The organism is Lactobacillus sp. UMNPBX6, from assembly GCF_002553975.1.
Lineage (GTDB): Bacteria > Bacillota > Bacilli > Lactobacillales > Lactobacillaceae > Lactobacillus > Lactobacillus gallinarum.
This window is the reverse complement of the sequence record NZ_PCZD01000027.1, coordinates 1-24,077: the sequence shown is the minus strand read 5'-3', so window position 1 is coordinate 24,077 and position 24,077 is coordinate 1. Positions and strand designations below refer to the sequence as shown.

Genomic DNA, 24,077 nt, shown 5'->3' with positions numbered 1-24,077 from the left:
TCTAATCTATCAAGCAGCTTGATTAAAAGTGTTCAATTTATTATTGCAATTTACGTCTTTATTTGGATCCTAAAGAACACAAATACATTGATGAATTTGGTGGTGCCAATTTCTTCGGTATTACTAAAGATGGTCAATTCCAAACACCTAAATCAGATTCTATCTTGCCATCTATTACTAAGCGTTCAATTTTAAAGATTGCGGAAGAGCTTGGACTTAATCCAATTGAAACAAAAATTCCAATCGATGATGTTGATCGCTTCGTTGAAGCAGGTGCAATGGGAACGGCCGCAGTTATTTCACCAGTCGGCTCACTTACCTACCAAGGTAAAAAGCATGCCTTCGGTGACGAAACCAAAGTAGGCCCAATTACACAAAAACTTTATGATACGTTATTTGGCATCCAAGTCGGCGATTTAGAAGACAAATATAATTGGATAGTTAAGTTAAATTAATTTTATCAAGGATTTATCTCGATATTTTATCGAAGTAAGTCCTTATTTTTTATCCAAATTTTCATACAATGGCGCCAAGTCCATAATTGCCTGTGTAATAAAGTCTTCCATATTAACATCATGTTGCTGATCTCTAAAAATAAATTTCCCTATCAAAAACGTTGCATCTTTGAGATCTGATTTAAATTGTGTCTGAATATCGCTTTGCTTTAAATAATCATTTAATTTTGTATGCTTATCAAATTCAGAAGACATTTCGCCATTCCAAATATACCAGTCTTGCAAATCAATTTGCTTACTCCAACTAGGAATGTCAGCCAATAATTTATTATATTGTTCAGGAGCCATTCTTCTTTTTTCACTCTTATAATGCTGAAACATCAAATATACTTGCAATTGTTTCTTATCCAGCATTACGCCAATACAAGGATTAGCATCTGCTAAGTCTTGCAAACGATATGAAGCCCAGTAATGATCGCGCAAATTCCAACCATTAGTCCAGCTCTCTACATGAACTTTAGCAAATTCGCCCGCTGGCAATTTTTTTGCTACAGCCTGATTAACAGCCTTCCAAGTTTGCCATACGCCTTTAAATTTGTCCTTTAATTCTGCCACTTCTGCTTCAGTGTGCTGCATTTTGATCTTCTTAAAAGAAAATTCTGGTTGATCAAAAATTTGAAACATTTCATCAGTTAATTGCGTCATATTTATCCCCTAATCCTAAAACGAAAAAATAATCTTTCGCCGATGCAAAAGATTATCTTCAAATTATTAGGCTCTCCATTCTCCGCCTTGACCGTATGAATGCTTACCTAATTCATTAATAATGACATGAATATGTTCCTTAGGAGCGCCTGTATTTTTATGAACGGCTTCAGTAACATCCTTCATTAAGTTAGTAATTTGTTCGTCAGAACGACCTTTAATTAATTCAATGTGTACAAATGGCATAATTCATCCTTCTTTCTTTTTTCCTTTAATTATACAAGTTTTTTCATCGTTTTGTTTCTAAAATTCTTCGATTAAAAAGCACCTCCGCCGCTGCCGCTACCTACACCGCCGGAGGAGCCACCGGAAAAGCCGCCACTGCCGCCAGATGAGGACGACGAACCATAAGATACACCTTCAGAAAAACTACTAGTAAAGTTTCTTTCAAAGCCATCACTACCCGTACTATAGAAAGAACTGCCAACGATGAAGCCAGTCGCATTCAATTCGTCTTCAGAGAATTCAAGTCTTAATTGCTTTAAAACTTTTTTCGACAAACCAAAGGCAACCGCGTATGGCATAATATCTTCCCATAAAATCAGGTCACCGATATCTTTCATTTTAAATCTGCCAATGTCATCTAGCATCTTTTCAAATCCACGCACTTGACCAGTTTCAAGCGCGCCTTTTTTTGTATACAGACTAATCTTATTATTGCCGATAAAGAAAGCGATAAATTCAATGATAATTAGTAAAATTCCACCACCAACAACACTAGCTGTAGATGAACCAAGTTGGAATATTGCAATCGCCCAGGCAGCAATACTAATCATAATTCCTATGATAGCTAGACTACGATAGTGACTTCTAACCATTTTTAATCCATGATCTAAAAATCCATCTTTTTCGGTCTGTTTATATCTTTTCTTGCACCAGCTATCGAATTTTTTGCCTAATTTTCTGGAAGTATAATTCCTTAATCCCTTGGTTGTAAAAGATTTTCCATCTCCTACCTGTTTAAAGAGAAAATATAACAAATCATCATCTAAGATACTTTCATCTACAATAGAAATTCGATAATTGGTCTTCTTTAAGTGCTTTGTCTTAAACTCCTCAATTTTAATTTTCTTTTTACCAGCAAGTTGCATTAAATATGCTGTAAATGCCTTTGTATCTGGCCAGGCAGCATTATCTAAAACCTGAGCAGTTACTGGATCCACATTAGGAATTTCATAATTATGAGCAAGATCCCGCTCCTTTTTAGGTTTAAAACCTAATTTTTTACCAAAGAATCCCTTGATAATAACTGCTAACCCACTAATCAAAGAAACAAAGGCTAAGCCCCAACCAAAGTATGATTTTCTTTTTCTTCTTTCATTAGCTTCTTTGGCTAGTTGCGCCTCTTGCTTTTCAATCGCTGCTTTTTTATTCTGATCAACAAAATTTTTATTTGCTGCTGTGACAGCGGTAGGGAAAATCGCATGCACTTCGATTCCAACATCACCTGCTACGCCGTCTGCTTTCATAATGACTTTACCCTTTTGTGGCAAAACTTGAGTATAGCCATCTAACGAGCCATGAGCCCATGCTTTTAGCCCTTTTACCGGTTCAGGAAAAACAACTGTAGCTTGAGCATGATCAATGTCGGTATCCCAACCATTCCCAATAATTTTAAAATTTAATTCAGCAGTATCTTTATAATTAGTGATTAAATTTAAAATTTTATAAGAGTATTCAACTTTAATCCGGCTATCTTCCGAAATTCGATGAAAAACCTTAAACCTATAGGAATTATCTTCCTTGGTTAATTGATAAGTATTATTTTTCTCGTTATTTGTAGCAACCACCGGTTGATTATTTACCTTTACTTGAATATCCTTAATTTGCTGTTTTTGCGTTAAATTTTGTCGATAAAAAACGCCATGTGCATCGCTGTCAAAATCATAATATATCTTTCGATGGATCATAACTGAACCATCACGATTAACCTTAGCAGTAACATTCATATCAGTAATGTCATAATCAACATCAGCCTTTACAGGTTGAGTCCAAATTACAAAAATACTTATTAAACTAAGTATTCCTATTAAGTTTAGAAGTTTCTTTTTCATTATTTCCCTCCTTACTTTTCCAACTTATTTGAAATAATCATATCTTACCAACACAAAAAAGCGCAAGCAAATTCTGATAAACGAATTCACTTGCGCTTCTATTTATTTTTTATTAATTAAAAGTTACCACACTTAACATACATGTTTTTACCAATACGGTAATAGCTCTTACCATTAATGTGGAATTTTGAACCATATGTCTTAATTGGAGTGCCTTTTCTTAATACACGCCAGCTAGCACGAGAATAACCATTATTCTTATAAACATAAGCATTATGCTTTAAGACACGAGAGTTACCTAAAACATTGCTTGCCATAATGTAACGGTCTGTGCCAACTCTAATAGCGGTCTTACCATTATCAAGCTTAGTTGCTCCACCATAATAATTAATATTGGTATATGCAGCATATGAACCACTTACACGTTCACCCTTCTTATTGTAAACGTATGACTTCTTCATAATGTAGCCAGTAGTTGTTGGTTCATTGTCAGCTGGTTTTGAACTAGTAGCAGGCTTACTTGGAGCTTGAGAAATAGCACCATTGTTTGAAGTTACATTTCCATCAATTGACAATGGAAGAACTGCAACATTACCGTCAACGTTTAAGCCACGCCAGTTATCAGTAAATTGCCAAATTGATACACCGTCCATTGATGGGAAGTAATTAAAGTTAGGATTATCAATTCTACCTGAAATAGCATATGAGGCTACCCACAATGAATTAGGATACTTGGCAACTACACTGTTAGTATCAATGTTGTTTTTCAAGACCGATGAACTTGCATAGAGAAGTGGCTTATAGCCGGCTGCTTTAATTTGATCCATAAATGCAATAATGGCGTTAGCTGTTGGTGTCTTACCACCATAAATATTATTGCCTTGACCAGTTTCATAGTCACAAGCAATGTATGAACCCTTAGGCAAACCAAATGCTTGAGCTGCCTCAATAGCGTAATTCGCTTCAGCAACTGCTGCATTAGCATTTGAACTAAATGTAGCAAAATGATATGCCATTGGCATCATACTATTAGAAATAGCTGTTGAGATTTGGTTAGATGCTTTTGGATTACGATAAGAGGTTCCTTCACTTACCTTAACAATAGCAAATTGTGAACCAGCTTGAGCGTGACTTGATAAATCAGCACTTTGGTAACTAGCAACGTCAACCCCAAGAGCACGAGCTGCTACAGAAGTAGTTGCAGCATTAACAGTAACTTGTGGTCTATTTACTTGAGTTACTGCTACGCCAGCCGCACCAAGAGCTGTTGCACATGCCAGTTTCATAATAATCTTTTTGGTAGTAGTCAATCTTCTTTCCCCCGTTATGCGAAAATAATATAAATTCACACTTATTTTTTAAGAAATCAAATTTAGAATAATATCGTTAGCAAATTTAGTCAACAGATTAAGCTTCAATGTAAGAATAACTTAATTATTGTCATGAATTTGTATTATACAATTTTTAGTGGTCAAATGGTGATTAACTTATTTTAAGCACAAAAAAAGCAATACACACAGTATTGCTTTTATCAGTGATCCGGGTGAGCAATAAAGTTGTTGATATATCAATGTTTACAGCATATTTGTTCATCATTTGTACATCACTACACGCAAAAAAAAGCCACCCCAGGAACTTAATCCCAGAGTGGCTTTTTTACGATATTTGGAGTTTTTCAACTCCTTTTTTATTTTTGTTCAATATCTTAATTACTAAACAAGTACACGACACTTATCTAAGTTGATGTACTTGTTGTTTCCTGCTCCAACCTGTGCCCAGTGCCAAACGGCACCTGACGCAGATTTAAAAGTCTTATAGCCGAACATCTTCCAAGTTGACCCAACTTTGAAAGTTTTGCCCACTACCTTAGTAGTTAGGTCTTTATGACCTGACGTTGGCTTTACAACTACGATTTTGGCATGAATTTTGTCACTATAGGCAACAGGATTGGCATGGAAGTCTCCTGTTCTACCATCTAGCCACATATCATGATTTGCAATCTTGTAAAAGCCATTCTTTTCCTTTGTAATGCGGTAAATTTTGCCAGCGTTAGTTGTGCCAACTTTTTTATCATTGTTGGCATCATTCCAAAATGTAGCTTCTTTTTGCATTACTTTAAAAGCACCCAAGTCATCAAACTCAACCGGTGCTTTCCAGTGTTCACTCATTGCTACACTTCCTTTGTTCAAACTTGACTTGCTACCGTAGTAAACAGAAGCGTCAACTGGACCAATACCGCCAATGTAAGACGTGACACTGTATTGGAACATTGCCATTTTCTTCCAGTTACGCAAGTGTCCATATATGGCACGTGGATTAAATCCGTAATGATTAGACATGTCATTGTATTGTGCTATCCATAGCGGATAGCTAGTGACGCTTGACCAATCATGGGAATTTTCATCCGACAAGCCCATGTAAATCATAGGTGTCTTGCCTGTTAGTCGCTTCATTGCCTTTAGTGCAAGGTAAGCATGACCAACGCCACCACGTATGATATTACGTCCTTCATAGTCTAGAATGTGCCAGTCAATATACTTAGCATAAGGCTTAACGGTATCCCAGTAGTGATTAATGTTAGCTGAGACGCTGCCACCGTCACTATAGTGATATGTACCAATCAACATGCCAAGACGTGCCGCTTGCTTAACTTGACTAGCAAAGTACTGATTGACGTACCAGTTTGATTCGGTAGCTTTGATAATTACTCCGTCACATTCTGCCTTTTTAAGTGTAGCAAGGTTGACAGGACCGTTGTTACTAGATAAGTCAACGATATTAAGTGTCATTACTTATCACCCTTTACTGGCTTGTCATCAGTGACAGCTTCGATGTCACCTTCGATTTTTGCTTGTTCAGGCAGTTGTTCAGCGCTGTCTTCATGCTTAGCTAACTTAGCACCTGCGAGAGTTGCTTCAATGCAAGCTCTAATTTCAGGGCGGTATCTGTCAGCATCCTTAATTGGCACAGGCAACGTTTCAAGGAAGTGGACAGCTAAGTTTTCAACGTATTGTTCCTTGTCTTGACCTGACCAATTTGAGTTAGTTTCAGCACTATGAACGCCCCACTCAACAGCCATCTTAATTGCTGATTGGATAGCAGTTGAAGCGTCAATGTCTTGACCCATCAATTTAATTTTGACGTGGTGCTTTGACAGATAGCCTAGCACTGCAGTAGCAGCAAAGCCTAGCACCAAGCCAAGGCACTTAACTAAAAATGTAGCCCAAAAATCATTCATTCTTATTTAACTCCTTTCTGAGTTTTTCGTTTTCCCTACGTAATTCCTTATTCTCTTTAGCTACAGCCTCATAGTCGTCTACTAAAAAGCTGTGGCTGTCTTGTCTCGTATTTCTCTTATCACTTAGATATGAAGTAAACAACCCCAACAGGAATGGAGCTAGTACACTAAGTACGTCTTTAAGACTTTGCAAGTGTATCAGCTCCTTTCTCAGTCCTGTGGGTCATACTCATAAGCAATCTGCATAAGGTTAATGATTGCGTAGATCTCAAAAATAATAGCGGGATGAAATCTGAAATATCCAGCTCCAACAATGTGGAAACTTTCCGCAACTAGCAAAACGGTCAGAAACGTCACTGAAACGCCTAGACCAAGTTTGACCAGTAAATCCACGTGTACGTCTAAGACACCGCACAGAATCAAATCTACGCCTGCCAGTAAGCCGATAATATCCACCCACATGTTGTTCCAGGCTGGCGCTAATGTCGGTGGATAAAAAAAGTAAGTCCGGTCTAATATAAAGCTGACAGCAAGACCTACGATCAACAAGCCAGTTTTAATAAAGTTCCAGCGGTTAAGCTTGTTGTGCAGATGGCGTGGTTTGAGCAGTTGGCGCAACATAGTCTTCGCCTACAATCTTCTTGTAGTCTTCTACCTTAAGTTGACCGGTCTTCACTAAACCTTGAAAGTAAGTTTTGTCAAAACCTTCAAGCTTCATCTCATAGTCAAGAATCCACATTTGAACAAACATATCGTAAATACTAGTAGTCATTAGTTATTACCTCCATTAGTGTTATCAGTTGTCTTGTCATCAGTAGTTGGTTGAGTTGGCACAGCCGATGCAGTTGCCTTACCGCTTGCAAGTTGAAGCATTAAGTTTTGCATTGATGTGAGCAACTTGTTTTGGTTTGCTTGACCTTCGCTCAACTCCTTTACAGCTTTGGTCAAAGCAAGATTTTGAGTAGTTCCAGCTTGTTGATCGCTTTGTAAATCCTTAACAGCCTGTGCGATTTCTGGAAGACTAGTAGCACCATTCTTTGAGTACCACTTCTTGCCTACCCAATCGTAAATTGGATTAATAATTGATGGATCTGGTTCTTCTGCAATATATGGGTATTTGCCAACTTGATCTCTGCGCACAAGTTCACGCTTGCAGTCAACTTCACGGTCTGAGCGGTAAGCGTAAACGTAGTTGTTTAAAAGATCTTGCACCATTTCTGCTTGATCTGCTGATAAATCAAGCTTGACGCTTTCTGAAACAGTAGGGGCTAATGGAGTGCTTGCAGTAGCATCTTGAGTGTTATCTGCTGGCTTTGTATCAGTAACTGTTTCTGTTTGATTAGTTTCTTGATTGTTCATAATTTCTCCTTTTCTTTGTAATTATTCATTCTTTATCTGCTTTCTATCGGCAAAGCACCCCTAAAGGGGTGCTAGATTTAAAGATTAACCGATAAGGAAGAAAGCCCGAACGCCAGACCAACTGTAAGAAGCACCGCCCCAGGTAGCAACGCCAAAGTAGTCCGCAAGCGCAAACCCGGAAGCAGAGTGGATATCACGGAGCCAAAATGCCACATCTCTGTGGTTGCTACTTTCTTCTGGATTAAGACGGAATAGTGGTAATTGCATGGTGTCATCACCTACGTTATACCAAGCATTATTCTTATTGTTTCCATTAAGAGTAGTGCCATATACCATAGGTTCGTCAGGAATCCCCACTTTTGCATCACGCCACTCACCTTGGTCTGGCGCCCCATCAGCATCAACATGAGTAGACACCACCTGTCTAAAATTAAGTAAGTGTGAACCAAAATCAGCTTCTAGCTTACGTTGAATGGATGGCATATAAGTCTTGTATAGCTTAGTGTTAGCAAAACCGCCAGCCGTAGTAGCTGTGTCGTTCATAAAGTGAGTATCTTTACCGTTGGGTCTTAAAACAGTACCATCATCTAATTTAGAAAAATGATCAGGCATTAAAAGTAAGTGATTGCCGAGTGCAATATTATCCCCGTGTCCACGCTTGTAATTGATACCAGCAATAACATAATTGGATCCATTGATTGAGAAATAGTCACCAATAAACATATCTCTAAAAGTACCGTTTTTGATGTTAGCGATATGTGTAGCGTTTAACGCTCCTAAATTCCAACCTCTAAAAACGTTGTTGTGGGTTGATTCTCCATCTGGCACCATGCCATAAAAAGCATCTCGTAATCGAGTTTTTGCCTCTGAATTATTATTAAAAATCATCATAAATTCATCATTGGCGTTAGGTCTTGAATTTTCGCCAAAATCTTGGATTCTTACATCTGTCATTATTTAGTCTCCTTATATTAATATTCTGTGTTCCACTCACTCCAGCTATAGGAGTTACCGTTGTTCCTAGTACCTATTCGGCGCTCTGTACGGTTTGGATTGTTTCCAGCCGAATAGATATATTGCATAACTTTATTAGTGTAGCCTAGTCTGGCAACTTCTAAGACCGCATCACTGTAGTCCCTTGCGTTACCTAAGTAGTAGCGACCAGGTTCGTGCAGTGCATCTAGATTGTCGCTTTGAGATTCTGCACTAGTAATTTCCACGCTATTTCTAAGTCTTTGAATGGTGCGGACTGCCGCATCATTTTTATCTTTAAGTGCTAATAACTTGTTATTAAAATCTACAAATGCCCGCTGAGATCGTAAGGAATTGTAGATAATTTGGTCATTAAGTGCTAAGGCCTTGTTATTAAGATCTACAATTTCCTGCTGATTACCTAAGTTATCAAGCCAAGCATAAATAATTCCGATCGCTTGACTAAGTTGCTGATAGTTCTGTTTGATTGCGTCGCCAGTAGCCTTAGCGTTAGCGTAGGCATTAGCCTGTGTTAGCGTTGCATCATTTACGATGAACTGGCGTGTAGCATTAAAGCTGTCGCTTGTGTGACCGCTAATACCTTTCCAGTCATGACCAAGCAAGTGAACCGTTTGTCTGTTTGCTTCAAGCTCACTTGCTCTGTTTTGCAATACTGCAATCTTGTTGTCTTGGTCTCTGTTAGCGTCAGCATTAGCTAAAGCTAAATTATTAACATCTTTAACTTTTTTCTTGGTTTCGAACGTTTCTCTTAAATCACGTTCAATATCTAATACTTCATCTTCAAGAGCTCTAAAGTTATCCCCGACCTGCTTAGAATCAGGCGCTTTACCTCTAACTGATAAAGTTGGATCAAAATCAACAATAGGCTTATTAGCAAACAATTGCTTACCATCATGCCCTAATAGTTGATTTCCCTTAGAATCTTTAAGAGCTATTGGAACATAACCCACACTTAGAGCATTAATAATTTCATCTATGTCTTGTTGGTGTTCTCTGCGTGATTCTAATCCATCAGGATTAATGTTAATTGTCACATTATCAGTATCGCCGACTTGAACATAAACCATGATTCTAAACTCAAAGCTTGGATCACTTAAAGTAAGTCTTTCAGGCTCTTCAGCCAAAGAAAAAGCGATAGGATAACTTGCATTAATGCCATTCTGTCGCCCTTCGATTTGAATACTTTGTAAATTAATATCTCTAGTTAATCCAGTACTTTCTTGAGTAAAAGATAACTCAATTCCTAGAATTCCTTGATCTGCTAATGATTTATCATCTTTAGCAAAAATAGGGATATGACCAATTGGATTAACGATTGATCCTTGATTCATTACATCATTTTCATTAGTTTTGCTTTCACTATAAGAAGCAGATGTAATTTCAAAGGTTCTTCCTCGTACTACTCCTTGAATAATTTGTAATCCTTTAGGTAGTAACTTTGTTCTACTGTATTTACTCATAAATTCCTCCTTTCTGCTTCAATCGTTTGAACAGCTCTTCCAGTAACCGGCGCAGCAACATAAGCGGACAGTTCAATATTTGTCTTACCCCAAATACCATATTGATATAATCGCTTGACAATTGTTGAATCATCTAGCCATTCTGCTTTAGCTACAGTTTGAGCAACCACGGCGCAAGCAGACCCAATGTAAGCGTGAGCTGCTTCGGTTTTAGCCCACAAACGGTAGGTATAGCCCATGTTTGCCGGTAACCATGTATTTAATTCAAAAATTACCAGTTTTTGTTGTGATTTAGTTAACTCACCAGTCCAAGAAACAACATTCAATACACGTCGTGAATGATCAACACTAACTTCAACCGGAATTTTCAAAGATTCAAAAATTTGCTTTAACCGTCTGATGGTAAGTGGTTGTGGTGTCAATGTTCTAGTAAGAACTCTTTGCCTTCTTAGCTCTAAACTATCCCCATATTCAGGCACGATACCGTATTGATCCTCAAATACTGAGATACCTTTTTCATCAGCTTTAGAAACAAACTGATTAAATAAAGTTCGATTGAGATCATCATCAAATTTACCCAATCCTTTGCCTTGAGCTTTTAGCAACTCCTCCATTTCATACACGCCGTTATAGTAATCAGGCATGTAATTGAGAAGTTCATCGGTTTTCATTAATTACTGTCACCTCCCCCAAAATAGGTAATTGAGATACTTTATTATCAAAAATTAAAGGAATATCTTTATTTTCCCCGTTCAAAATTGGTAAGTCGGCATTTGCTACACCTTCTATTTGCATAATCTTAGATAAAATCCGTGATCTAAAAATAGTCAATGTATAGCCTCTACCAGTTGTGGGGTTAATTGTTGCCCAATTTTGCCGTAATTCAGTGAAAAACTTTGATAATACATTCTTTATTTGTTGCTCAATATTGCTAGTTACATGCTGAGCATCTAATAAAGCGTTAATCTGCACATTTACAGTTAACGCTTCAACGGTTGTTACGGTTACTCTATGATCAATTGGGGCTAAGCCATAACCTTGAGTTTCTTTATCTTCTGGATCTATTTCTTCCTTAACCTTTTTAATTAAAGTTTGACTAGCAGGCATTAGATCATTATTCAAAATAACTAGTTTAACCGTACCTGGCCCGTCCCACGTTGGATAAACCTGAGTTGCTCCAACATCATGAATTTTGTTAGTCATGTCTAAATAGTCGGCCACATTACCGCCGTAGGCTACCCAACTATTGGAATTTAAAAGTCGTGCTCTTAAATGATCATCATTTTCTTCATCCCTAGCAGGAATAGTAATTTCAATAATCTCAGCCCATGCTAAATTATCATTAGGTGTAACTGGTAGAACTTGACCGATATAGCTATTAGCACTTGTTCCGGTTTCTTCAGCTTGCATTTCTGCAGTGCCATCATCATTCGCCTTAATTACGGTATAAAAAATAGGTGATTCCGCAATACTTGCGAACCTATCGCCTACTTCAACGTTTGCTGGATTACCATCGTCATCATTAAATCTAGCCTTAACTTCTGTGTTAGTAGCTGCATATCTACTAGTGCCATGTTCAACCGCTCTATAGTCTAGGAATTCCCCTTGAGCGGTTTTAATATATGTTTCTCGTATGATATTTGCTAATGATAAAGACTGTTGTGCATTTACCATAGCTGCAGGAGCTACAGCATCATAAATAATTGAGCCTTCACGTTTATCAATATCATTCGGCACATTATCTAGCATTAAATTTAGCCAATAATCATAGTTTTGAGCTTCTAATTCATCAGCTAATTCATTAGGATTCATCTACTATATCCACCTCACTTTCAAAACCAACCCGACCATAAACAGTATTAGCAAAACCTTCTACAGTAATTGCATCACTGCTTGATTGCTCACACTTAGTAATTTCAACATTGTTGATTCGGTCATCAGCTTCTAAAGCTTCAATTACCATTCGCTCTGCTTCTGATAATGCATAATTAATAGATTCTCCAATCAGTTCAGGCAAGTCATTACCATACTGTTCATCATAGATTTGATAAACAAACCTTTCCGTTTTAAGAATTTTGTCTACAGCTTGTTGCATTGCATCAAGTTCATCAGTCATGCCACGAATTCGACCATTAGCAACTTTAAAAGTATAGGTAGGGCTTTGATCATCTTCTTCATCATCAAGATCAGCATCATCTAAATATGCATCTTCCATTAATGCACCAACATTAATATCTTCATCAGAATCCAAAACCGTCTTCACCTAACCTTTCAAATAAATAGAACTGTTGACCACCATCCAAACGTATCATTGTGACCTTATCACCTTTTTCAAGTGAATTGTCGAACTCAATATACATTTTTTTCTTTTTAAACTCCAATTCACTTTTGGTAATTGTAGCTTTACCTTCTTTACCATCAAAATTCATATCTGCAATTCCTTTAATAATTGCTTTACCTTGCAGTTTGAATTTTCCGATATGTTTGCCAAGAACGATAAAATCATCAGTCAAAACCATATTATTGGATAATTGAACTTTCAAAGGCTTAGCACTAATGACAGTACCATATACAACATCTGAATAATCGCTTGGTTTACCACCGCGCTTAGTCATTAACTCATAGAGCCGTTTACCTGCCATGATTGCCCCACCTTCATTGTTAACTCAACTGTATAATCTTGGCCAAAGTGGTGAACTGCCTTCAAAATTGGACAGTCCTTAAACTTCTTTTTGTAGTCTTTAATACTTACTGTTACATAATTGCCAGGAACTAAATCAGTTCGACCAATACAAGTAATTTTTAATTGCTTGTTAGCCATATTGCGGTTCTTAAGCTCATTCTTAGCTTGTTGAATCATTTGAGCATCATTAGCTTTCTTTTTGGCATTTACTACTTTTTGAAGCTTACCCCATTGTTTAGTAGATGGCATAGTAACCGACTTCGATTTAATAGTAGTTGTTTTTGGGTCATCTTCACCAGTCTTGGTTTTAGATGAGTTTTTGCTTTTCTTACTATCCTTTTTAACAACCTTTACAACATTGTAAGTATTATCAATATCAACAGAGTAATCATAGTCTGTAAGCCCTGATTTATCTCCTATAATGATGTCTAACTTTTTGTGAGGAAATTTTCTAAGTTCTACAGTGTCGTAATTGTCATAAATCAAATAATGTTTATGAGTTGCTTTAGTAGTTGCACTAATAGCATTTTTAATCATGTCAAAATATGTTTTACCATCATCAACTTCAGCTTTGCATTTATGACTTGCGCCAGCTACAACTTTAGCTTTAATTCCTGCACGTTTGCACACATCCCTGAATCGTTCACTTAATGTACCAGCCTTAAATACAATTGAATCTTCATTCTTTAAGTAGCGGCTAGGAGCATAGCACTTAACAGTAATGTTATGGTTTTTATCAAAGCCATATTTGAAAACATAGCCGTAGAACATTTTCTTCTTTTTCCATTTAAAAGAAATGATATCGCCTGTATATGGAATAATTGGTTTCTTTTCAAAAATCATTTTGAAGTTAAATTCGGTCGCTGAAAAATTAGTATCTCTATCTAATGTGACTGAATCATCAATTACTAAATCACTTATATCATAACTAACACGACGCTTAGAGTGTGTAAAGTGAGTGGAGCGTCTATACAAGGTCATTTGAATTAAATCGCTCATGATCTTTTTACCTCACTCATTTTCACCCAACCCCGGGCTTTACCGTTTATACCTACACAAACTGGATATTTACGACCAGGAACAATATATAGAACTTCACGCTTAGCGTTCTTTTCATACATTCCTGCTCCTTTGCCGTAAGAGTCAGCATGAAGCCGACCATTAACAGTAACACTAGAACCAACGTTAACTTTTTTAGCCGGTTTAGATCTTTTTTTGCCTTTCTTAGATCTACCTCGCTTTTTTGGATTTTTCTTTTTCTCATAACTAAATTTACGATATTGTTTTAAATCCAAAGTATAGGCATATTCATCAGCCCAGCCATTTTCTAAACCGTATTCAAAACTAGCAATAGTCATCAGCATTGAAATGTCTGTTTTGGTAACCACGAATCTTACTTTATGATTCTTGCTTTGCATTGATTTGATTTTCTTAACATAAGTAGCTTGCTTATGTGGGCTTTTAGTCGCTACATAGTGAGCGCCAACCGTAGGAAAAACAGAATTAATTGATATACCTACTAGCTTTAATTTACCAGGAATGTTTACTTCACCTAAGTTAACAATAGTTTCAGAATGATCGTCTGTTTCATATTTCAGCTTAACATCGCTAGGATTAACCGGTATTTGTAAATTTTCACCTGTTGTTTGATCTTTTATGTAAAATTCCAGGCCACTTCTATCAGGCATACTAATCACTTCCTAACTTAATGATTTATCGGCTTGTTCCATAATTTTTTCTTCAAGTCTATCTAATAAGGCATCCGCATCTTCTTCAGGATTACCAGAACTATTAATTACAATGGCACCTGGAGCAATAGTTACTTCACTAGAATTATTAGTGCCACCAGTGTAATAATTGCTACTTGTAGCGCTATTTGGTCTAATTGAACTTGAACTTAAAGAACCCGAACTGTTAATAGAACTATTTAAACCAGGATAAGCACTGTTGATCATTGCTCTACTGCTTTGACTAATAAGCCCTCTTGTAGAATCCATACCCACAGCCATACCTTGACCAATAAAACTACCAACTTCAGCGAACAGTCTTGATGGAGAGTGGATTTGTGCCGCCGCTCTTGCCGCTCTATTAGCTTGAGCTACTAACTCATTAGCTGCTGCGGCTACAGCCCCAACTTGGGAACGAATACCATTTGCTAAACCTTGGCCAATCATTACCCCAGCGGCTTGCATTGCTCCAGCGGCGCTTCTTGCGGCCGCTACAGCTTGATTCAACGCGCTACGAACTGCAGCACTAATTTGAGCGCCACCTGCTCTTGCGGCTGCAGCTGCTCTACTCATACCTGACCGAACAGCAGAAACGACACCGCTCATGTTAGGTCTCCGCACCTTAGGAGCTGGAATAGTTTTAAGTTTAGGCATCTTAGGTTGTGGTATTTTAGGAGTTTTAATCTTAGGTGCAGGCATAGTTTTGACTTTAGGCATTTTAGGTTGTGGCACTTTAGGTGCTTTAACTTTTGGTGCTGAAATCTGTTTCTTAGAAATAGAATTAATTTGTTTATTAACAGAACTTAAATCTGCCTTAGCACCAATCTTAATCTTGTGATTATTGCCTTTAGTAGCACTACTCATTTTCTTGCTAATACCTGAGGTATCAACATCTGCTTTTATTTTTACTTTTTTATCACCAAAGGACTTTTTAGCATTATTAATTGCTGTGCTAAGTGTCTTCTCAGTAGTTGAAAAATCAAACGGATGGAAGTTCTTTCTTGCATCTGCAAAAGCTTTACCAGCATCAGCGAAATTCTTTCTAACACCTGAAAATGAGAAGTCACCACGCTTTATATCACTTAAAGCAGCACCCAAACCCTTAGCTACAGAAACAACACCTTTAATTGCATTACCAGCCGCCATTGCTCCACTTACAATGTTTTTGAAAATATCTACTATCATCGATAAACCTAGTAATGCACCAGTACCAGCCACGGCACCAAGTGCTGTAACAAATTGTCTAATAGCAGGTAATGCAGGAGCTAAAGCCTGTCCAATTTGACTAAAAGCCTGCCTTATTGGTGCAAATACTTGACCCAGATTACTAAAAGTTTGACCTAATACTTGACCAATATTGCTGAATGATTGTTGAACAGTATCTCTAAACCCTAGGAAATTGCTCTTCCATGCCATTACTGCACCAGCAACAACTGTGGATATACCTAGAACAATTCCTGCAATTGGTAAGAAAGAACCGGCTATAGCTGGCGCTAAAGAAGCAAAAGCTGTTTTAATACCATTAACTTTAGCCAGCATATCACCTATACCAGCTTCGAATTTTGAGCCACCTAGCATATCAGCAAAGTGAGTTACACTACCAGCATTAGCACCATCTTTTAAAATAGCAAAGAAACCAGCTATATCATTTTTAGCTTGTCCAATACTTGAAAAAGCCTTAGGCAATTCTTTGATCCCACTAAAAGCTGTACCAAAGCCGCCTTTAATAGCACTTAATCCAGATGCGATATTAGAGATTGTTCCAGCTACAGAACTAGCTCCTTTTAATAAAGTTAATGCTCCAGCGAAACTAGCAATTGCTGTACCTACTGCTCTTATTTGGCCAGGGCTCATTTTGCTTATTGCATTAGCAATATTAGTAATTATTGAACTAATTCCATTTAGCCCTTTACCAGATAAACTACCTAATGAATTAGCAAGTGAACTACCTACTCCACTAAAAGCATTTTTAACATTGTTAATAGCATTGCCTATAGCAGTTATCATGTTTCTAAAGCCATCTATATTAAATGAGTTGGCAAAACCGTTAGAGAAATTCTCTCTAAATTCATCAAACTCGCTTTTCGCTTTTTGAATAATATTAACTAAACTATCTCCTAATTTTTCACCATTAATATTGCCAAGCTTATCTGTAATGCCTTCAACTGCTTTAATACCAATTTTTCCGACCTTATCAAAAGCAGGTTGCAACTTATTAGCTAATGTCTCTTTTAAGCCGTCCATAGCCTGCCCAACTGTTTTATATTGAGTGGCCATTTTACTAAAGTTAGCGTTTGTACCAGTCTTAGCAACAGCATTTAAGAAATCTTGAGTCTTAACCTTGCCGTCTTGAATATCTTTAATAAGGCTTGTGGTACTTTCGCCCATTGTCTTAGCAACGGCAGAAATACCTGCTGGAGTTTGCTCAAGCATAAGTTTAAAGTCTTGCCATTGAACTTTAGGCTTTGCCGCCATTTGAGTGGCTTGCTCACTTAAAGTTTTCATAGCTTGTTGTGGATTATCAGCCGCAGAAGCCAAACCACCAAAGCCTTTAACTAATTGAGCAGTATTTTTAGTACCGACTGCGGCTAACTGAGCATAAGTACTAGACATGTCGGAAGCACTATAAATTGTTTGTTGAGCAAACTTCTGCATATCTGATTTGGCTCTAGCAATTTGAGTATTCGATGCACCTAACTGGTGCATATTTCCTTCAAACGTTTGCCACGAAGTTGATGCTTCATTAAGTTCTCCTAGCATTGATCTAATACCAGATCCAGCTAATCCCATTCCTTTACTGATCATGTTGCCTACTGCAACGCCACCAGCCATAGATTTGAACAAGCCGCTGCTTGATTTTTCAGCGCCACCAAACATATTTCCGCCTAGTGCACCTTTTAACCTATTAAAACCTGATTGTGCTCTTGAAAGTCCATTTGCCAATTTATCTAATGGATTACTAAAAGCATCAACAACTCTAATCGTTGCACTTATTTCTGGCATATATTACCTCCTTTCTAGTTCTACAAAAAAAGAAAGGCTTAGCCTCTCACTTATCATTTCAATGTGTTATGACTTTGCCTCTCTTTTACTTTCTTCTCTTTCTTCCTCTTCTTGTTCTAGCCTTAATTCAATTGATGCAACAACTAGTGTCTTTTCTCTTTCATTTAGATCTACCCATTGTTTGGGTGTCCAATGATACTTGTTAAGAACATAGTTATAAATTGAAAAATCACCAACTGAATTGTTAATTAGTTTTTTGCTTCAGCAACTAAATCATTATCATTATCAGCATCAATACCTGAAAGCTCTAATACTTTGTCAGCTAATGCATTATATTCACCCGCTAAGAGCATTGCTTCCAATGTGCCTGCAGGATCACCATAAGTGCCATAATGCTTTTGAAGTTCTTCATTCTTCAAATTAGGAACCACGACACTAGCAGCCATTAAATTATTTTCAAACTTATCTTGGTTTAAAACCTTTTGAGAAGTTCTAGTTGATTTATTAAATTGGACTTCTTTTGAATCATTTCTCAACTCGCTTACTTCTTTTGCGGTTAAAGAACGAATCTTAAAAGGTACTTTAAAACGTTTGATCTTTACTTCTTCTTCCTTTACAGGACTTTCAACATTAATAAAATCTTCAACATTAAAATTTTCAGCCATTTATTTTTCTCCTTACTGAATACCATCAAAAGGTTGAACTAAGTGAATACCTTCAAAAGTGAAATCTGCTGAAATATCCATAACGGTATCATCAGCCTTAAAGTCAGCAATAGGAATTTCATCTAAGTTAACTTCATCAAGTTGAATAATTTGCTTACCAGCATGAGAAGTTGGGTCATCAATAGTAAAAGTAATTGTGAAATACAAATCCCCTTCCTTCATAGTGTAAGGAATACCATATTTCAACCAGTTACTGTTAATTACATATTGGCCTAAGGTACCAGTGCCATCAACAGAAGTAGTTTTATGCTTAGTCCAGTGGTCACCCAGCACTTGAACCTTTTCTTTATTTTTCTTGATATTGATCTTCAACTCTTTACAATCAATTAAATTGATAACGTTACCGTCAATAGTAACGGTAACTTTGGCATCTTTTGATGAAATAGTATCTCTACCATGAAGAACTTGTTCTAAAGTTGTTGCAGCCATCTAATTTCCTCCTATCTTACAATTAAGTTCACGTAAAGCTTTTCCATTGCATCGACCGGCGTTACATATAAATCCATTAATACCGCGTCCTTATCATTACCTTGAGCTAAGCTTAAATCACTAGGGTCAAAATCACGGATCATGTTTTGCGACTCTAATCCAGATAAGTAACTCACACGGTTAGCTTTAAATAAATCACGTCCAAAATCATTGTTACTTACTTTACCTAAGAAACTAGTTTCAAACGTTTGAGTAGTATTAGTACAGATTTCATCAAGAGTTCTAATAATACGATTCTTACTAAAGTCCTTAGGCTTAATGCTAGTGAACTTAGTAAGTGAATTGATGTCTTGTTCGATAACCACACGATTACCAGCTCTAGTGGTAAATACAATTTGACCAGCATTCAACGCTTCAATGGTCTTATCATTGTTTAGCTTAGGCTTAGCTTCTGCAGCATCATCAAGTTGAGTGTAAGTTAATGCTTGATCTGGTGTAGCACTAGCACTCATACCAGCAAATCTAGCGGTAGCAATATTAGGAGTAATTACAGTGCCATCGTTAAGCACGTAACCATTCAAAACAGTTGAGATACCTTCATAGTTATAAACCACACCTGTTGCATTAGGCACAACACCGCGAACCTTAATACCAACGTTTTCACGCAAAAGCTTAATTTCTTCAACTAAAAGTTTATGAATGTTGCTTGATTCATCCCAACCTGCAGTAGTTGCTACAGCATAGAATTCATTTTCTAAGTAATCATTCATATCATCTACTACCTTGTTGGTACCATTTGAGCCGCCAGTTAGAGAAACATTAGCGGCAGCTTGAGTTAAGCCGTTAAAGATAGCAGTATAAAGTGGATATTCTCCATTACCTTTTAATTCCTTAGTAACATCTGCTGGATTAGTACCAAAAGTAATATCTACATAGTCATTGTGTACTTCTAATTGCTTTTCGTCAGTTAATTCAGCTGCCGTAATAGCTTTTTTGGTTGCAAGCGGCAAAGTGATCTTAGCTTGATCTACTTGCTTAGTACCAAACAAAGTTGTAACAGTGATGTCTTGAGTATTAGCACTATCAGCTAAAGGAGCAGGAGCAAAACTAACACTAATGTTGTTACCTTGTTCACCTTCATACTTAGCATTAATAGTGTAAACACCATCTTTTTTAGCTGTGGCCTTAACACCACCATCAAAATCATTTAAAAGTAATACTGTTTCAGCATCCTTCAAAGCTTCATAAACTGGAGCCAATACCTTGTCAGTATTCTTATGGCCAGTCAAAGCAGTGAAATCACTGGTAGCAGTTAATTCAATAATACCTTTCTTACCCCAACCTAAAGCTTTATTTTGGAACATCAATAAACGACCCAAAGGTGTGGTTAATACTGGCTTACCATCGCCTTTAACATTGATGTAGACACCAGGTCTTACTTTATTTTGAATTCTCCAAGTTCCACCTGCCATTTATTACATACCTCCTTTAAAGTCTTCAATTGCTTTCTTAGCTTCAGCAATTGTATAAGTTTTGTTATCTTCTAACGCAGCATTAATAATTGCCGTGTTGTTTGTACCAGGGAACAAATTAGCTTGCTTAATTTGAGCCTTAGTGTACTTGACTTCAGCGCTATTCCCTGTTGTTTCCTTTTGTTCTTGCATTTAAATCTAAGCTCCTTTGCTTTGGTGAAAGATCTGGTTTGTACATCCGCAAAACCAGATCGAATTCACACGTTAACGTATGCTCATTAGTATCTATATTGAATTCACGATTTCTTAAATAAGCAAAGTCAGGCAATACCGTTAGATTGTCCATTAGCAGTGCTTCCATCTCATCTAATGATTCATTAGCATTTTCTTCTTGTGGAAAATAAACAACTTGAAATGGCATTTTTCTAACTTCATAATCAAAAAGTTCTGGCTTTAGAGTTGTATTTCCTGCTCTGCCTATAAAAAAACACGGTTCATCAAATCCATTAGGTTGATTTTCCGTGTAAATAGTTGTATTCGGTGAGATACGAGCTAATTCATCCGCTATTCTTTCAATTATTGTCATGATAGTAAATCCCTAAAAGCCCATAAACCAGGTGTTATCAGATCAGGCAATTGAGAATGTATCGCATTCAAGGAATTTCTCATAAAAAATTGACCTGGTACCCAGTTCTTGCCGCCACGAGTTCTGTGGCCACTTTCTACATAGGAAGCATACTCGGTAGGATTGCTAACTCTAATAACCCAGCCACCTCCACTTACAGAAGGGCCTTCAACAGCCCAAGCTTTGCGCAAAGCACCCGTATCGACTGGAGTATTAATTTTAAGCGTTCTGATGGCTTGCACACCAATACGCTTAGCGCTTTGACCAATCTCTTTTTTGAGTTGGCCACTATCTATTCTTCCTTTAACACGACTAGCCCAAGCTTGAAACTCCGCATCATCGACAGTGCCTAAACTCATAAGTAATCACGTCTTTTAATTAAATGTGATGAATGTGAGACTTCTGTGATGTAAATAAATATTGATATATCAACGTTTTAAAGGATTATCACACTCATCACGCTAGTTTTAAAATTATTAATAAAACATACCTAAATAAAATATAATTTACATATTTTATTTAATAGTGTGATGTGTGATGAATTATATATAACTCTTAGAGAGAGTAAGGATAAAGCACATCACATAATCATTACAAACATCACGCTTTTTCATCTCGAATCATTGCTACTTCTTGGTGACTATAGTACCCGGTGTAACCCTTGCTAGTACGCTTGTACTTCGTGGCATTACCATTTTGATCAGTAATATAAATAACCGCCCCAGCAGGAATATCAATACCATTACGGATTAGTAACTTAGCGTTTGCTTCATCAGTGCCAAAAATAGTTTGAGTACCAGCAGATTGCCCTTTAAGAATAACTTTGCAAGGTTCATTTTCTACTATTGTGGTTTCAATACTATTAGTAATATGATTCTTAATTACTTTTTTAGTACCAATGATTTTTGCTTTATCCGTCCATAACAAAGAGGCTACCTTTTTTAAGCCCTCAAATTCGCTCATTCTGGTAGCCTCCTGAAGTTATTTAAGATATTAGTGTAATTATCCGTAATGGGATTTAAACCTTGTAGAGCTACGTAAATGTCACTGACAGGCTTAAATGTAACACTGACATCACCTTCATTTAGTGATTGAATGTTAGCAGCACTCTCGCCATCAAGAAATCCATTTACCTTAATTGCTTGAACTGTCATGTTAACCACTACAGTAGATAATTCATTAGGTAGTTCATCAATTGGAATATTACAGTAATTAGCAATGTCATTCATGATTTTATCAACTGTAAAATCAATGATCTTATCATAATCAGGATTTTCATTATTGTTAGGGATTAACAATTCAACTTGGTCAGCAATGTGTTCTTTATCCATCCAATCACCACCTTATGCTACTTTACTAAAGCTAACAAGTCGTTCTTAGTAGTCTTACCAGAGAAGTCAATCTTATGAGCAGTTAAATAGGCTTTGATTTCTTCAACAGTACTAGCTTCAGTTGGTTTTACATTAGCAGGATCTGCTTTCTTAACAAGCTTTAATGAACCTGATAAGTCTTTAGTGCCAGTAGCATCACCAACAACAACTTCATAACCCTTAGTCTTGGTGCTTAAAAGTAAAACATCATCATATGATTGTTCGTAGTACAAGTAGTTACCTGAAGTTGAAGCAGATGGTTGATCAAATCCAACGAAGCTGTATTTTTCAGGTGCAATTTGAACACCATTAGAAATCAAGAACATTTCAATTTGCTTAGCATCTGACTTAAGCTTTGAACCAACAGTGAAATCAAAAGTAGTTTGCATTAGATCGGATGGAACAACATTAATAGTTACTTCGTCCAATGAGTGAACTGTACGAGTAATAGCTGAAGGATCAGAAATAACCACTGTACGGTTCATAGCATCTGCACGCTTCAAGATTGAATTCATCTTAGGAGTTACGTACAAGATACGGCCTTGAGCTGGAATACGAGCTTCATCGAAGTTACTCATCATTTCATCGAATAACTTAAGAACATTAGTTTCATCGACTGATTCAGTGTGAACCCCATCTTGACCGTCATACTTAACCTTTTGTTGATATAACTTGGAGAACATTTCTCTATCCTTTTCAGGCATCTTTGAATCCAAGTTAAATTGTCTAGTGATGTTAGCAATTGAAACCACCATATTAGTTTCATCAACATCCAATGGATCTACAAGAGTATCCCAATAACGTTCATTGGTTAATTCATATTCATCCCAATCATTGCTGTAGTTAACTGCTGGGCTTGTAATAGTTCTACGTTGACGGTCTTTACGCCCTGCAGTAATTGAAAGACGTGGTACCTTAATATGTTTTGCCCCATCAAATTTAATCATTGCGTTAGATGGTGAATTCCATAAATCTGCACTGTATAAGTGACCATCATAAAAAGCTTGTTCCAATGCACTTTGGTATGCATCAGCATAGTTAATAACTTCTGCCATTTAATAAATCTCCTCTATTTCTTAAAAACGTCAACCATAGACTGAACCAGATCAGTATTAGCAGGTGTTCCATTACTTGGTTCATAGTTCTGCTTAGTGCCCTCATCAAAAATGTATGGTGCAGTTTTGTGAATTTCCTTAATTTGCTCATCTAGTCCTGATAGGTTGCCTTGTTCATCAAGCTTAACCTTATCCATATCCAAGAAGCCTTTGATTGCCTTAGTATCTCTGACCTTGCTTGCACTTAAAGCACGATCAACAGCACTAGTAAGACGTGTTTGATTTAATTTATTAGTAAGATCTGCCGTATCATTCTTATACTTGGTTTCTAATTCCTTGTATGAGTTTGACAGCTCTTCATTATCCTTAGCATTCTTACGTAAATTCTTTAAATCTTTATCACGTTCAGCAATTTGAGCTTTCAGAGCATTGTTTTCTTCAACAATTGCATCATTACCAGACTTAGCATTATTAATATCTTCACCGTTCAAATCCATAACAGCTTTGATTTGATCTTCATTAAGTCCTAAATCTTTAAGTTGATTTCTTTTCATATAAATTCTCCTTACCTTTTACACGTTTTTTACGAGTTCGCCTCTCACAAGGCATACAAAACATACTAATCTAGTGTTGGATGATTACTCGACGGAGTAGTCGTTCAACA

The 24,077-nt window shown here is 36.9% G+C and carries 29 protein-coding genes and 1 pseudogene; 1 reads left to right on the top strand and 29 read right to left on the bottom strand.

Going from position 1 to position 24,077, the window contains the following annotated elements:
- Positions 1 to 56: 56 nt before the first annotated feature.
- Positions 57 to 455 (top strand): annotated as a pseudogene (locus CP357_RS05885) (aminotransferase class IV); the annotation flags it as partial.
- Between the two features lie 42 nt (positions 456 to 497).
- On the opposite strand, the gene CP357_RS05880 reads toward CP357_RS05885, so the two are convergent.
- The 29 genes from CP357_RS05880 to CP357_RS05740 all read right to left on the bottom strand — a co-directional run bounded on the left by CP357_RS05880 (position 498) and on the right by CP357_RS05740 (position 23,967).
- Positions 498 to 1,160 (bottom strand): HI_0552 family protein, encoded by a 663-nt coding sequence (locus CP357_RS05880; RefSeq protein ID WP_098036806.1) that lies wholly within the window; start codon positions 1,158 to 1,160, stop codon positions 498 to 500.
- Between the two features lie 66 nt (positions 1,161 to 1,226).
- On the bottom strand, positions 1,227 to 1,406 hold the full coding sequence (locus CP357_RS05875; RefSeq protein ID WP_003547962.1) for a 2-hydroxymuconate tautomerase: 180 nt from the start codon (positions 1,404 to 1,406) through the stop codon (positions 1,227 to 1,229).
- A gap of 71 nt (positions 1,407 to 1,477) precedes the next feature.
- Entirely contained in the window at positions 1,478 to 3,274 is a 1,797-nt protein-coding gene (locus CP357_RS05870) for a DUF2207 domain-containing protein (protein ID WP_098036805.1), read from the bottom strand.
- Positions 3,275 to 3,390: 116 nt separating this feature from the next.
- The gene (locus CP357_RS05865; RefSeq protein ID WP_098036804.1) at positions 3,391 to 4,584 is read right to left on the bottom strand and encodes a GH25 family lysozyme; all 1,194 of its coding nucleotides are present in this window, start codon (positions 4,582 to 4,584) and stop codon (positions 3,391 to 3,393) included.
- Between the two features lie 402 nt (positions 4,585 to 4,986).
- The gene (locus CP357_RS05860; RefSeq protein WP_098036803.1) at positions 4,987 to 6,063 is read right to left on the bottom strand and encodes a glycoside hydrolase family 25 protein; all 1,077 of its coding nucleotides are present in this window, start codon (positions 6,061 to 6,063) and stop codon (positions 4,987 to 4,989) included.
- Positions 6,063 to 6,512: a hypothetical protein gene (locus CP357_RS05855; protein WP_098036802.1), complete on the bottom strand. Its 450-nt coding sequence runs from the start codon at positions 6,510 to 6,512 to the stop codon at positions 6,063 to 6,065. The genes CP357_RS05860 and CP357_RS05855 overlap by 1 nt, the downstream gene beginning before the upstream one ends.
- Complete coding sequence (locus CP357_RS05850) at positions 6,505 to 6,705, bottom strand: hypothetical protein (protein WP_098036801.1); 201 nt, start codon at positions 6,703 to 6,705, stop codon at positions 6,505 to 6,507. The genes CP357_RS05855 and CP357_RS05850 overlap by 8 nt, the downstream gene beginning before the upstream one ends.
- A 17-nt stretch (positions 6,706 to 6,722) precedes the next feature.
- Positions 6,723 to 7,133: a hypothetical protein gene (locus CP357_RS10525; protein ID WP_233187216.1), complete on the bottom strand. Its 411-nt coding sequence runs from the start codon at positions 7,131 to 7,133 to the stop codon at positions 6,723 to 6,725.
- On the bottom strand, positions 7,087 to 7,284 hold the full coding sequence (locus CP357_RS05840) for a hypothetical protein (RefSeq protein WP_098036800.1): 198 nt from the start codon (positions 7,282 to 7,284) through the stop codon (positions 7,087 to 7,089). The genes CP357_RS10525 and CP357_RS05840 overlap by 47 nt, the downstream gene beginning before the upstream one ends.
- Complete coding sequence (locus CP357_RS05835; protein WP_098036799.1) at positions 7,284 to 7,871, bottom strand: hypothetical protein; 588 nt, start codon at positions 7,869 to 7,871, stop codon at positions 7,284 to 7,286. The genes CP357_RS05840 and CP357_RS05835 overlap by 1 nt, the downstream gene beginning before the upstream one ends.
- A gap of 84 nt (positions 7,872 to 7,955) precedes the next feature.
- Positions 7,956 to 8,825, bottom strand: coding sequence for a hypothetical protein (locus CP357_RS05830; RefSeq protein ID WP_098036798.1), 870 nt, complete (start codon positions 8,823 to 8,825; stop codon positions 7,956 to 7,958).
- 17 nt (positions 8,826 to 8,842) lie between these two features.
- Positions 8,843 to 10,324, bottom strand: a complete 1,482-nt coding sequence (locus tag CP357_RS05825) for a hypothetical protein (protein WP_098036797.1) — start codon at positions 10,322 to 10,324, stop codon at positions 8,843 to 8,845.
- Entirely contained in the window at positions 10,321 to 10,995 is a 675-nt protein-coding gene (locus tag CP357_RS05820) for a putative phage tail protein (RefSeq protein ID WP_098036796.1), read from the bottom strand. The genes CP357_RS05825 and CP357_RS05820 overlap by 4 nt, the downstream gene beginning before the upstream one ends.
- A complete protein-coding gene (locus CP357_RS05815) occupies positions 10,982 to 12,136 on the bottom strand; it encodes a baseplate J/gp47 family protein (protein ID WP_098036795.1) in 1,155 nt (384 codons plus the stop codon). The genes CP357_RS05820 and CP357_RS05815 overlap by 14 nt, the downstream gene beginning before the upstream one ends.
- Positions 12,126 to 12,539 (bottom strand): DUF2634 domain-containing protein, encoded by a 414-nt coding sequence (locus CP357_RS05810; protein ID WP_098036808.1) that lies wholly within the window; start codon positions 12,537 to 12,539, stop codon positions 12,126 to 12,128. Before CP357_RS05810 ends, CP357_RS05815 begins: the two co-directional genes overlap by 11 nt.
- Positions 12,540 to 12,564: 25 nt before the next feature.
- Positions 12,565 to 12,966: a DUF2577 domain-containing protein gene (locus CP357_RS05805; RefSeq protein ID WP_098036794.1), complete on the bottom strand. Its 402-nt coding sequence runs from the start codon at positions 12,964 to 12,966 to the stop codon at positions 12,565 to 12,567.
- Entirely contained in the window at positions 12,939 to 14,006 is a 1,068-nt protein-coding gene (locus CP357_RS05800) for a hypothetical protein (RefSeq protein ID WP_098036793.1), read from the bottom strand. Before CP357_RS05800 ends, CP357_RS05805 begins: the two co-directional genes overlap by 28 nt.
- On the bottom strand, positions 14,003 to 14,695 hold the full coding sequence (locus CP357_RS05795; protein ID WP_233187215.1) for a hypothetical protein: 693 nt from the start codon (positions 14,693 to 14,695) through the stop codon (positions 14,003 to 14,005). The genes CP357_RS05800 and CP357_RS05795 overlap by 4 nt, the downstream gene beginning before the upstream one ends.
- Before the next feature lie 12 nt (positions 14,696 to 14,707).
- The gene (locus CP357_RS05790; protein WP_098036792.1) at positions 14,708 to 17,737 is read right to left on the bottom strand and encodes a tape measure protein; all 3,030 of its coding nucleotides are present in this window, start codon (positions 17,735 to 17,737) and stop codon (positions 14,708 to 14,710) included.
- A gap of 248 nt (positions 17,738 to 17,985) precedes the next feature.
- A complete protein-coding gene (locus tag CP357_RS05785) occupies positions 17,986 to 18,402 on the bottom strand; it encodes a hypothetical protein (protein ID WP_098036791.1) in 417 nt (138 codons plus the stop codon).
- 12 nt (positions 18,403 to 18,414) lie between these two features.
- The gene (locus tag CP357_RS05780; RefSeq protein ID WP_098036790.1) at positions 18,415 to 18,891 is read right to left on the bottom strand and encodes a phage tail tube protein; all 477 of its coding nucleotides are present in this window, start codon (positions 18,889 to 18,891) and stop codon (positions 18,415 to 18,417) included.
- An 11-nt stretch (positions 18,892 to 18,902) separates the two neighbouring features.
- Positions 18,903 to 20,363, bottom strand: coding sequence for a phage tail sheath C-terminal domain-containing protein (locus CP357_RS05775; protein ID WP_098036789.1), 1,461 nt, complete (start codon positions 20,361 to 20,363; stop codon positions 18,903 to 18,905).
- Positions 20,364 to 20,366: 3 nt separating this feature from the next.
- Positions 20,367 to 20,555: a hypothetical protein gene (locus CP357_RS05770; RefSeq protein ID WP_098036788.1), complete on the bottom strand. Its 189-nt coding sequence runs from the start codon at positions 20,553 to 20,555 to the stop codon at positions 20,367 to 20,369.
- Entirely contained in the window at positions 20,524 to 20,949 is a 426-nt protein-coding gene (locus CP357_RS05765; RefSeq protein WP_098036787.1) for a DUF6838 family protein, read from the bottom strand. The genes CP357_RS05770 and CP357_RS05765 overlap by 32 nt, the downstream gene beginning before the upstream one ends.
- Positions 20,946 to 21,347: an HK97 gp10 family phage protein gene (locus tag CP357_RS05760; protein WP_098036786.1), complete on the bottom strand. Its 402-nt coding sequence runs from the start codon at positions 21,345 to 21,347 to the stop codon at positions 20,946 to 20,948. Before CP357_RS05760 ends, CP357_RS05765 begins: the two co-directional genes overlap by 4 nt.
- Before the next feature lie 241 nt (positions 21,348 to 21,588).
- A complete protein-coding gene (locus tag CP357_RS05755; protein WP_098036785.1) occupies positions 21,589 to 21,951 on the bottom strand; it encodes a hypothetical protein in 363 nt (120 codons plus the stop codon).
- Complete coding sequence (locus tag CP357_RS05750) at positions 21,948 to 22,319, bottom strand: hypothetical protein (RefSeq protein ID WP_098036784.1); 372 nt, start codon at positions 22,317 to 22,319, stop codon at positions 21,948 to 21,950. The genes CP357_RS05755 and CP357_RS05750 overlap by 4 nt, the downstream gene beginning before the upstream one ends.
- A gap of 17 nt (positions 22,320 to 22,336) precedes the next feature.
- Positions 22,337 to 23,413 (bottom strand): capsid protein, encoded by a 1,077-nt coding sequence (locus CP357_RS05745; RefSeq protein ID WP_098036783.1) that lies wholly within the window; start codon positions 23,411 to 23,413, stop codon positions 22,337 to 22,339.
- 14 nt (positions 23,414 to 23,427) lie between these two features.
- Positions 23,428 to 23,967: a phage scaffolding protein gene (locus CP357_RS05740; RefSeq protein ID WP_098036782.1), complete on the bottom strand. Its 540-nt coding sequence runs from the start codon at positions 23,965 to 23,967 to the stop codon at positions 23,428 to 23,430.
- Between the last annotated feature and the right edge of the window lie 110 nt (positions 23,968 to 24,077).

Coding starts and splice junctions, on each gene's coding strand:
- CP357_RS05880 (WP_098036806.1), bottom strand. CDS start 1,160: ATGACGCAATTAACTGATGAAATGTTTCAAATTTTTGATCAACCAGAA.
- CP357_RS05875 (WP_003547962.1), bottom strand. CDS start 1,406: ATGCCATTTGTACACATTGAATTAATTAAAGGTCGTTCTGACGAACAA.
- CP357_RS05870 (WP_098036805.1), bottom strand. CDS start 3,274: ATGAAAAAGAAACTTCTAAACTTAATAGGAATACTTAGTTTAATAAGT.
- CP357_RS05860 (WP_098036803.1), bottom strand. CDS start 6,063: ATGACACTTAATATCGTTGACTTATCTAGTAACAACGGTCCTGTCAAC.
- CP357_RS05855 (WP_098036802.1), bottom strand. CDS start 6,512: ATGAATGATTTTTGGGCTACATTTTTAGTTAAGTGCCTTGGCTTGGTG.
- CP357_RS10525 (WP_233187216.1), bottom strand. CDS start 7,133: ATGTTGCGCCAACTGCTCAAACCACGCCATCTGCACAACAAGCTTAAC.
- CP357_RS05840 (WP_098036800.1), bottom strand. CDS start 7,284: ATGACTACTAGTATTTACGATATGTTTGTTCAAATGTGGATTCTTGAC.
- CP357_RS05835 (WP_098036799.1), bottom strand. CDS start 7,871: ATGAACAATCAAGAAACTAATCAAACAGAAACAGTTACTGATACAAAG.
- CP357_RS05830 (WP_098036798.1), bottom strand. CDS start 8,825: ATGACAGATGTAAGAATCCAAGATTTTGGCGAAAATTCAAGACCTAAC.
- CP357_RS05825 (WP_098036797.1), bottom strand. CDS start 10,324: ATGAGTAAATACAGTAGAACAAAGTTACTACCTAAAGGATTACAAATT.
- CP357_RS05820 (WP_098036796.1), bottom strand. CDS start 10,995: ATGAAAACCGATGAACTTCTCAATTACATGCCTGATTACTATAACGGC.
- CP357_RS05815 (WP_098036795.1), bottom strand. CDS start 12,136: ATGAATCCTAATGAATTAGCTGATGAATTAGAAGCTCAAAACTATGAT.
- CP357_RS05810 (WP_098036808.1), bottom strand. CDS start 12,539: ATGGAAGATGCATATTTAGATGATGCTGATCTTGATGATGAAGAAGAT.
- CP357_RS05805 (WP_098036794.1), bottom strand. CDS start 12,966: ATGGCAGGTAAACGGCTCTATGAGTTAATGACTAAGCGCGGTGGTAAA.
- CP357_RS05800 (WP_098036793.1), bottom strand. CDS start 14,006: ATGAGCGATTTAATTCAAATGACCTTGTATAGACGCTCCACTCACTTT.
- CP357_RS05795 (WP_233187215.1), bottom strand. CDS start 14,695: ATGCCTGATAGAAGTGGCCTGGAATTTTACATAAAAGATCAAACAACA.
- CP357_RS05790 (WP_098036792.1), bottom strand. CDS start 17,737: ATGCCAGAAATAAGTGCAACGATTAGAGTTGTTGATGCTTTTAGTAAT.
- CP357_RS05785 (WP_098036791.1), bottom strand. CDS start 18,402: ATGGCTGAAAATTTTAATGTTGAAGATTTTATTAATGTTGAAAGTCCT.
- CP357_RS05780 (WP_098036790.1), bottom strand. CDS start 18,891: ATGGCTGCAACAACTTTAGAACAAGTTCTTCATGGTAGAGATACTATT.
- CP357_RS05775 (WP_098036789.1), bottom strand. CDS start 20,363: ATGGCAGGTGGAACTTGGAGAATTCAAAATAAAGTAAGACCTGGTGTC.
- CP357_RS05770 (WP_098036788.1), bottom strand. CDS start 20,555: ATGCAAGAACAAAAGGAAACAACAGGGAATAGCGCTGAAGTCAAGTAC.
- CP357_RS05765 (WP_098036787.1), bottom strand. CDS start 20,949: ATGACAATAATTGAAAGAATAGCGGATGAATTAGCTCGTATCTCACCG.
- CP357_RS05760 (WP_098036786.1), bottom strand. CDS start 21,347: ATGAGTTTAGGCACTGTCGATGATGCGGAGTTTCAAGCTTGGGCTAGT.
- CP357_RS05755 (WP_098036785.1), bottom strand. CDS start 21,951: ATGAGCGAATTTGAGGGCTTAAAAAAGGTAGCCTCTTTGTTATGGACG.
- CP357_RS05750 (WP_098036784.1), bottom strand. CDS start 22,319: ATGGATAAAGAACACATTGCTGACCAAGTTGAATTGTTAATCCCTAAC.
- CP357_RS05745 (WP_098036783.1), bottom strand. CDS start 23,413: ATGGCAGAAGTTATTAACTATGCTGATGCATACCAAAGTGCATTGGAA.
- CP357_RS05740 (WP_098036782.1), bottom strand. CDS start 23,967: ATGAAAAGAAATCAACTTAAAGATTTAGGACTTAATGAAGATCAAATC.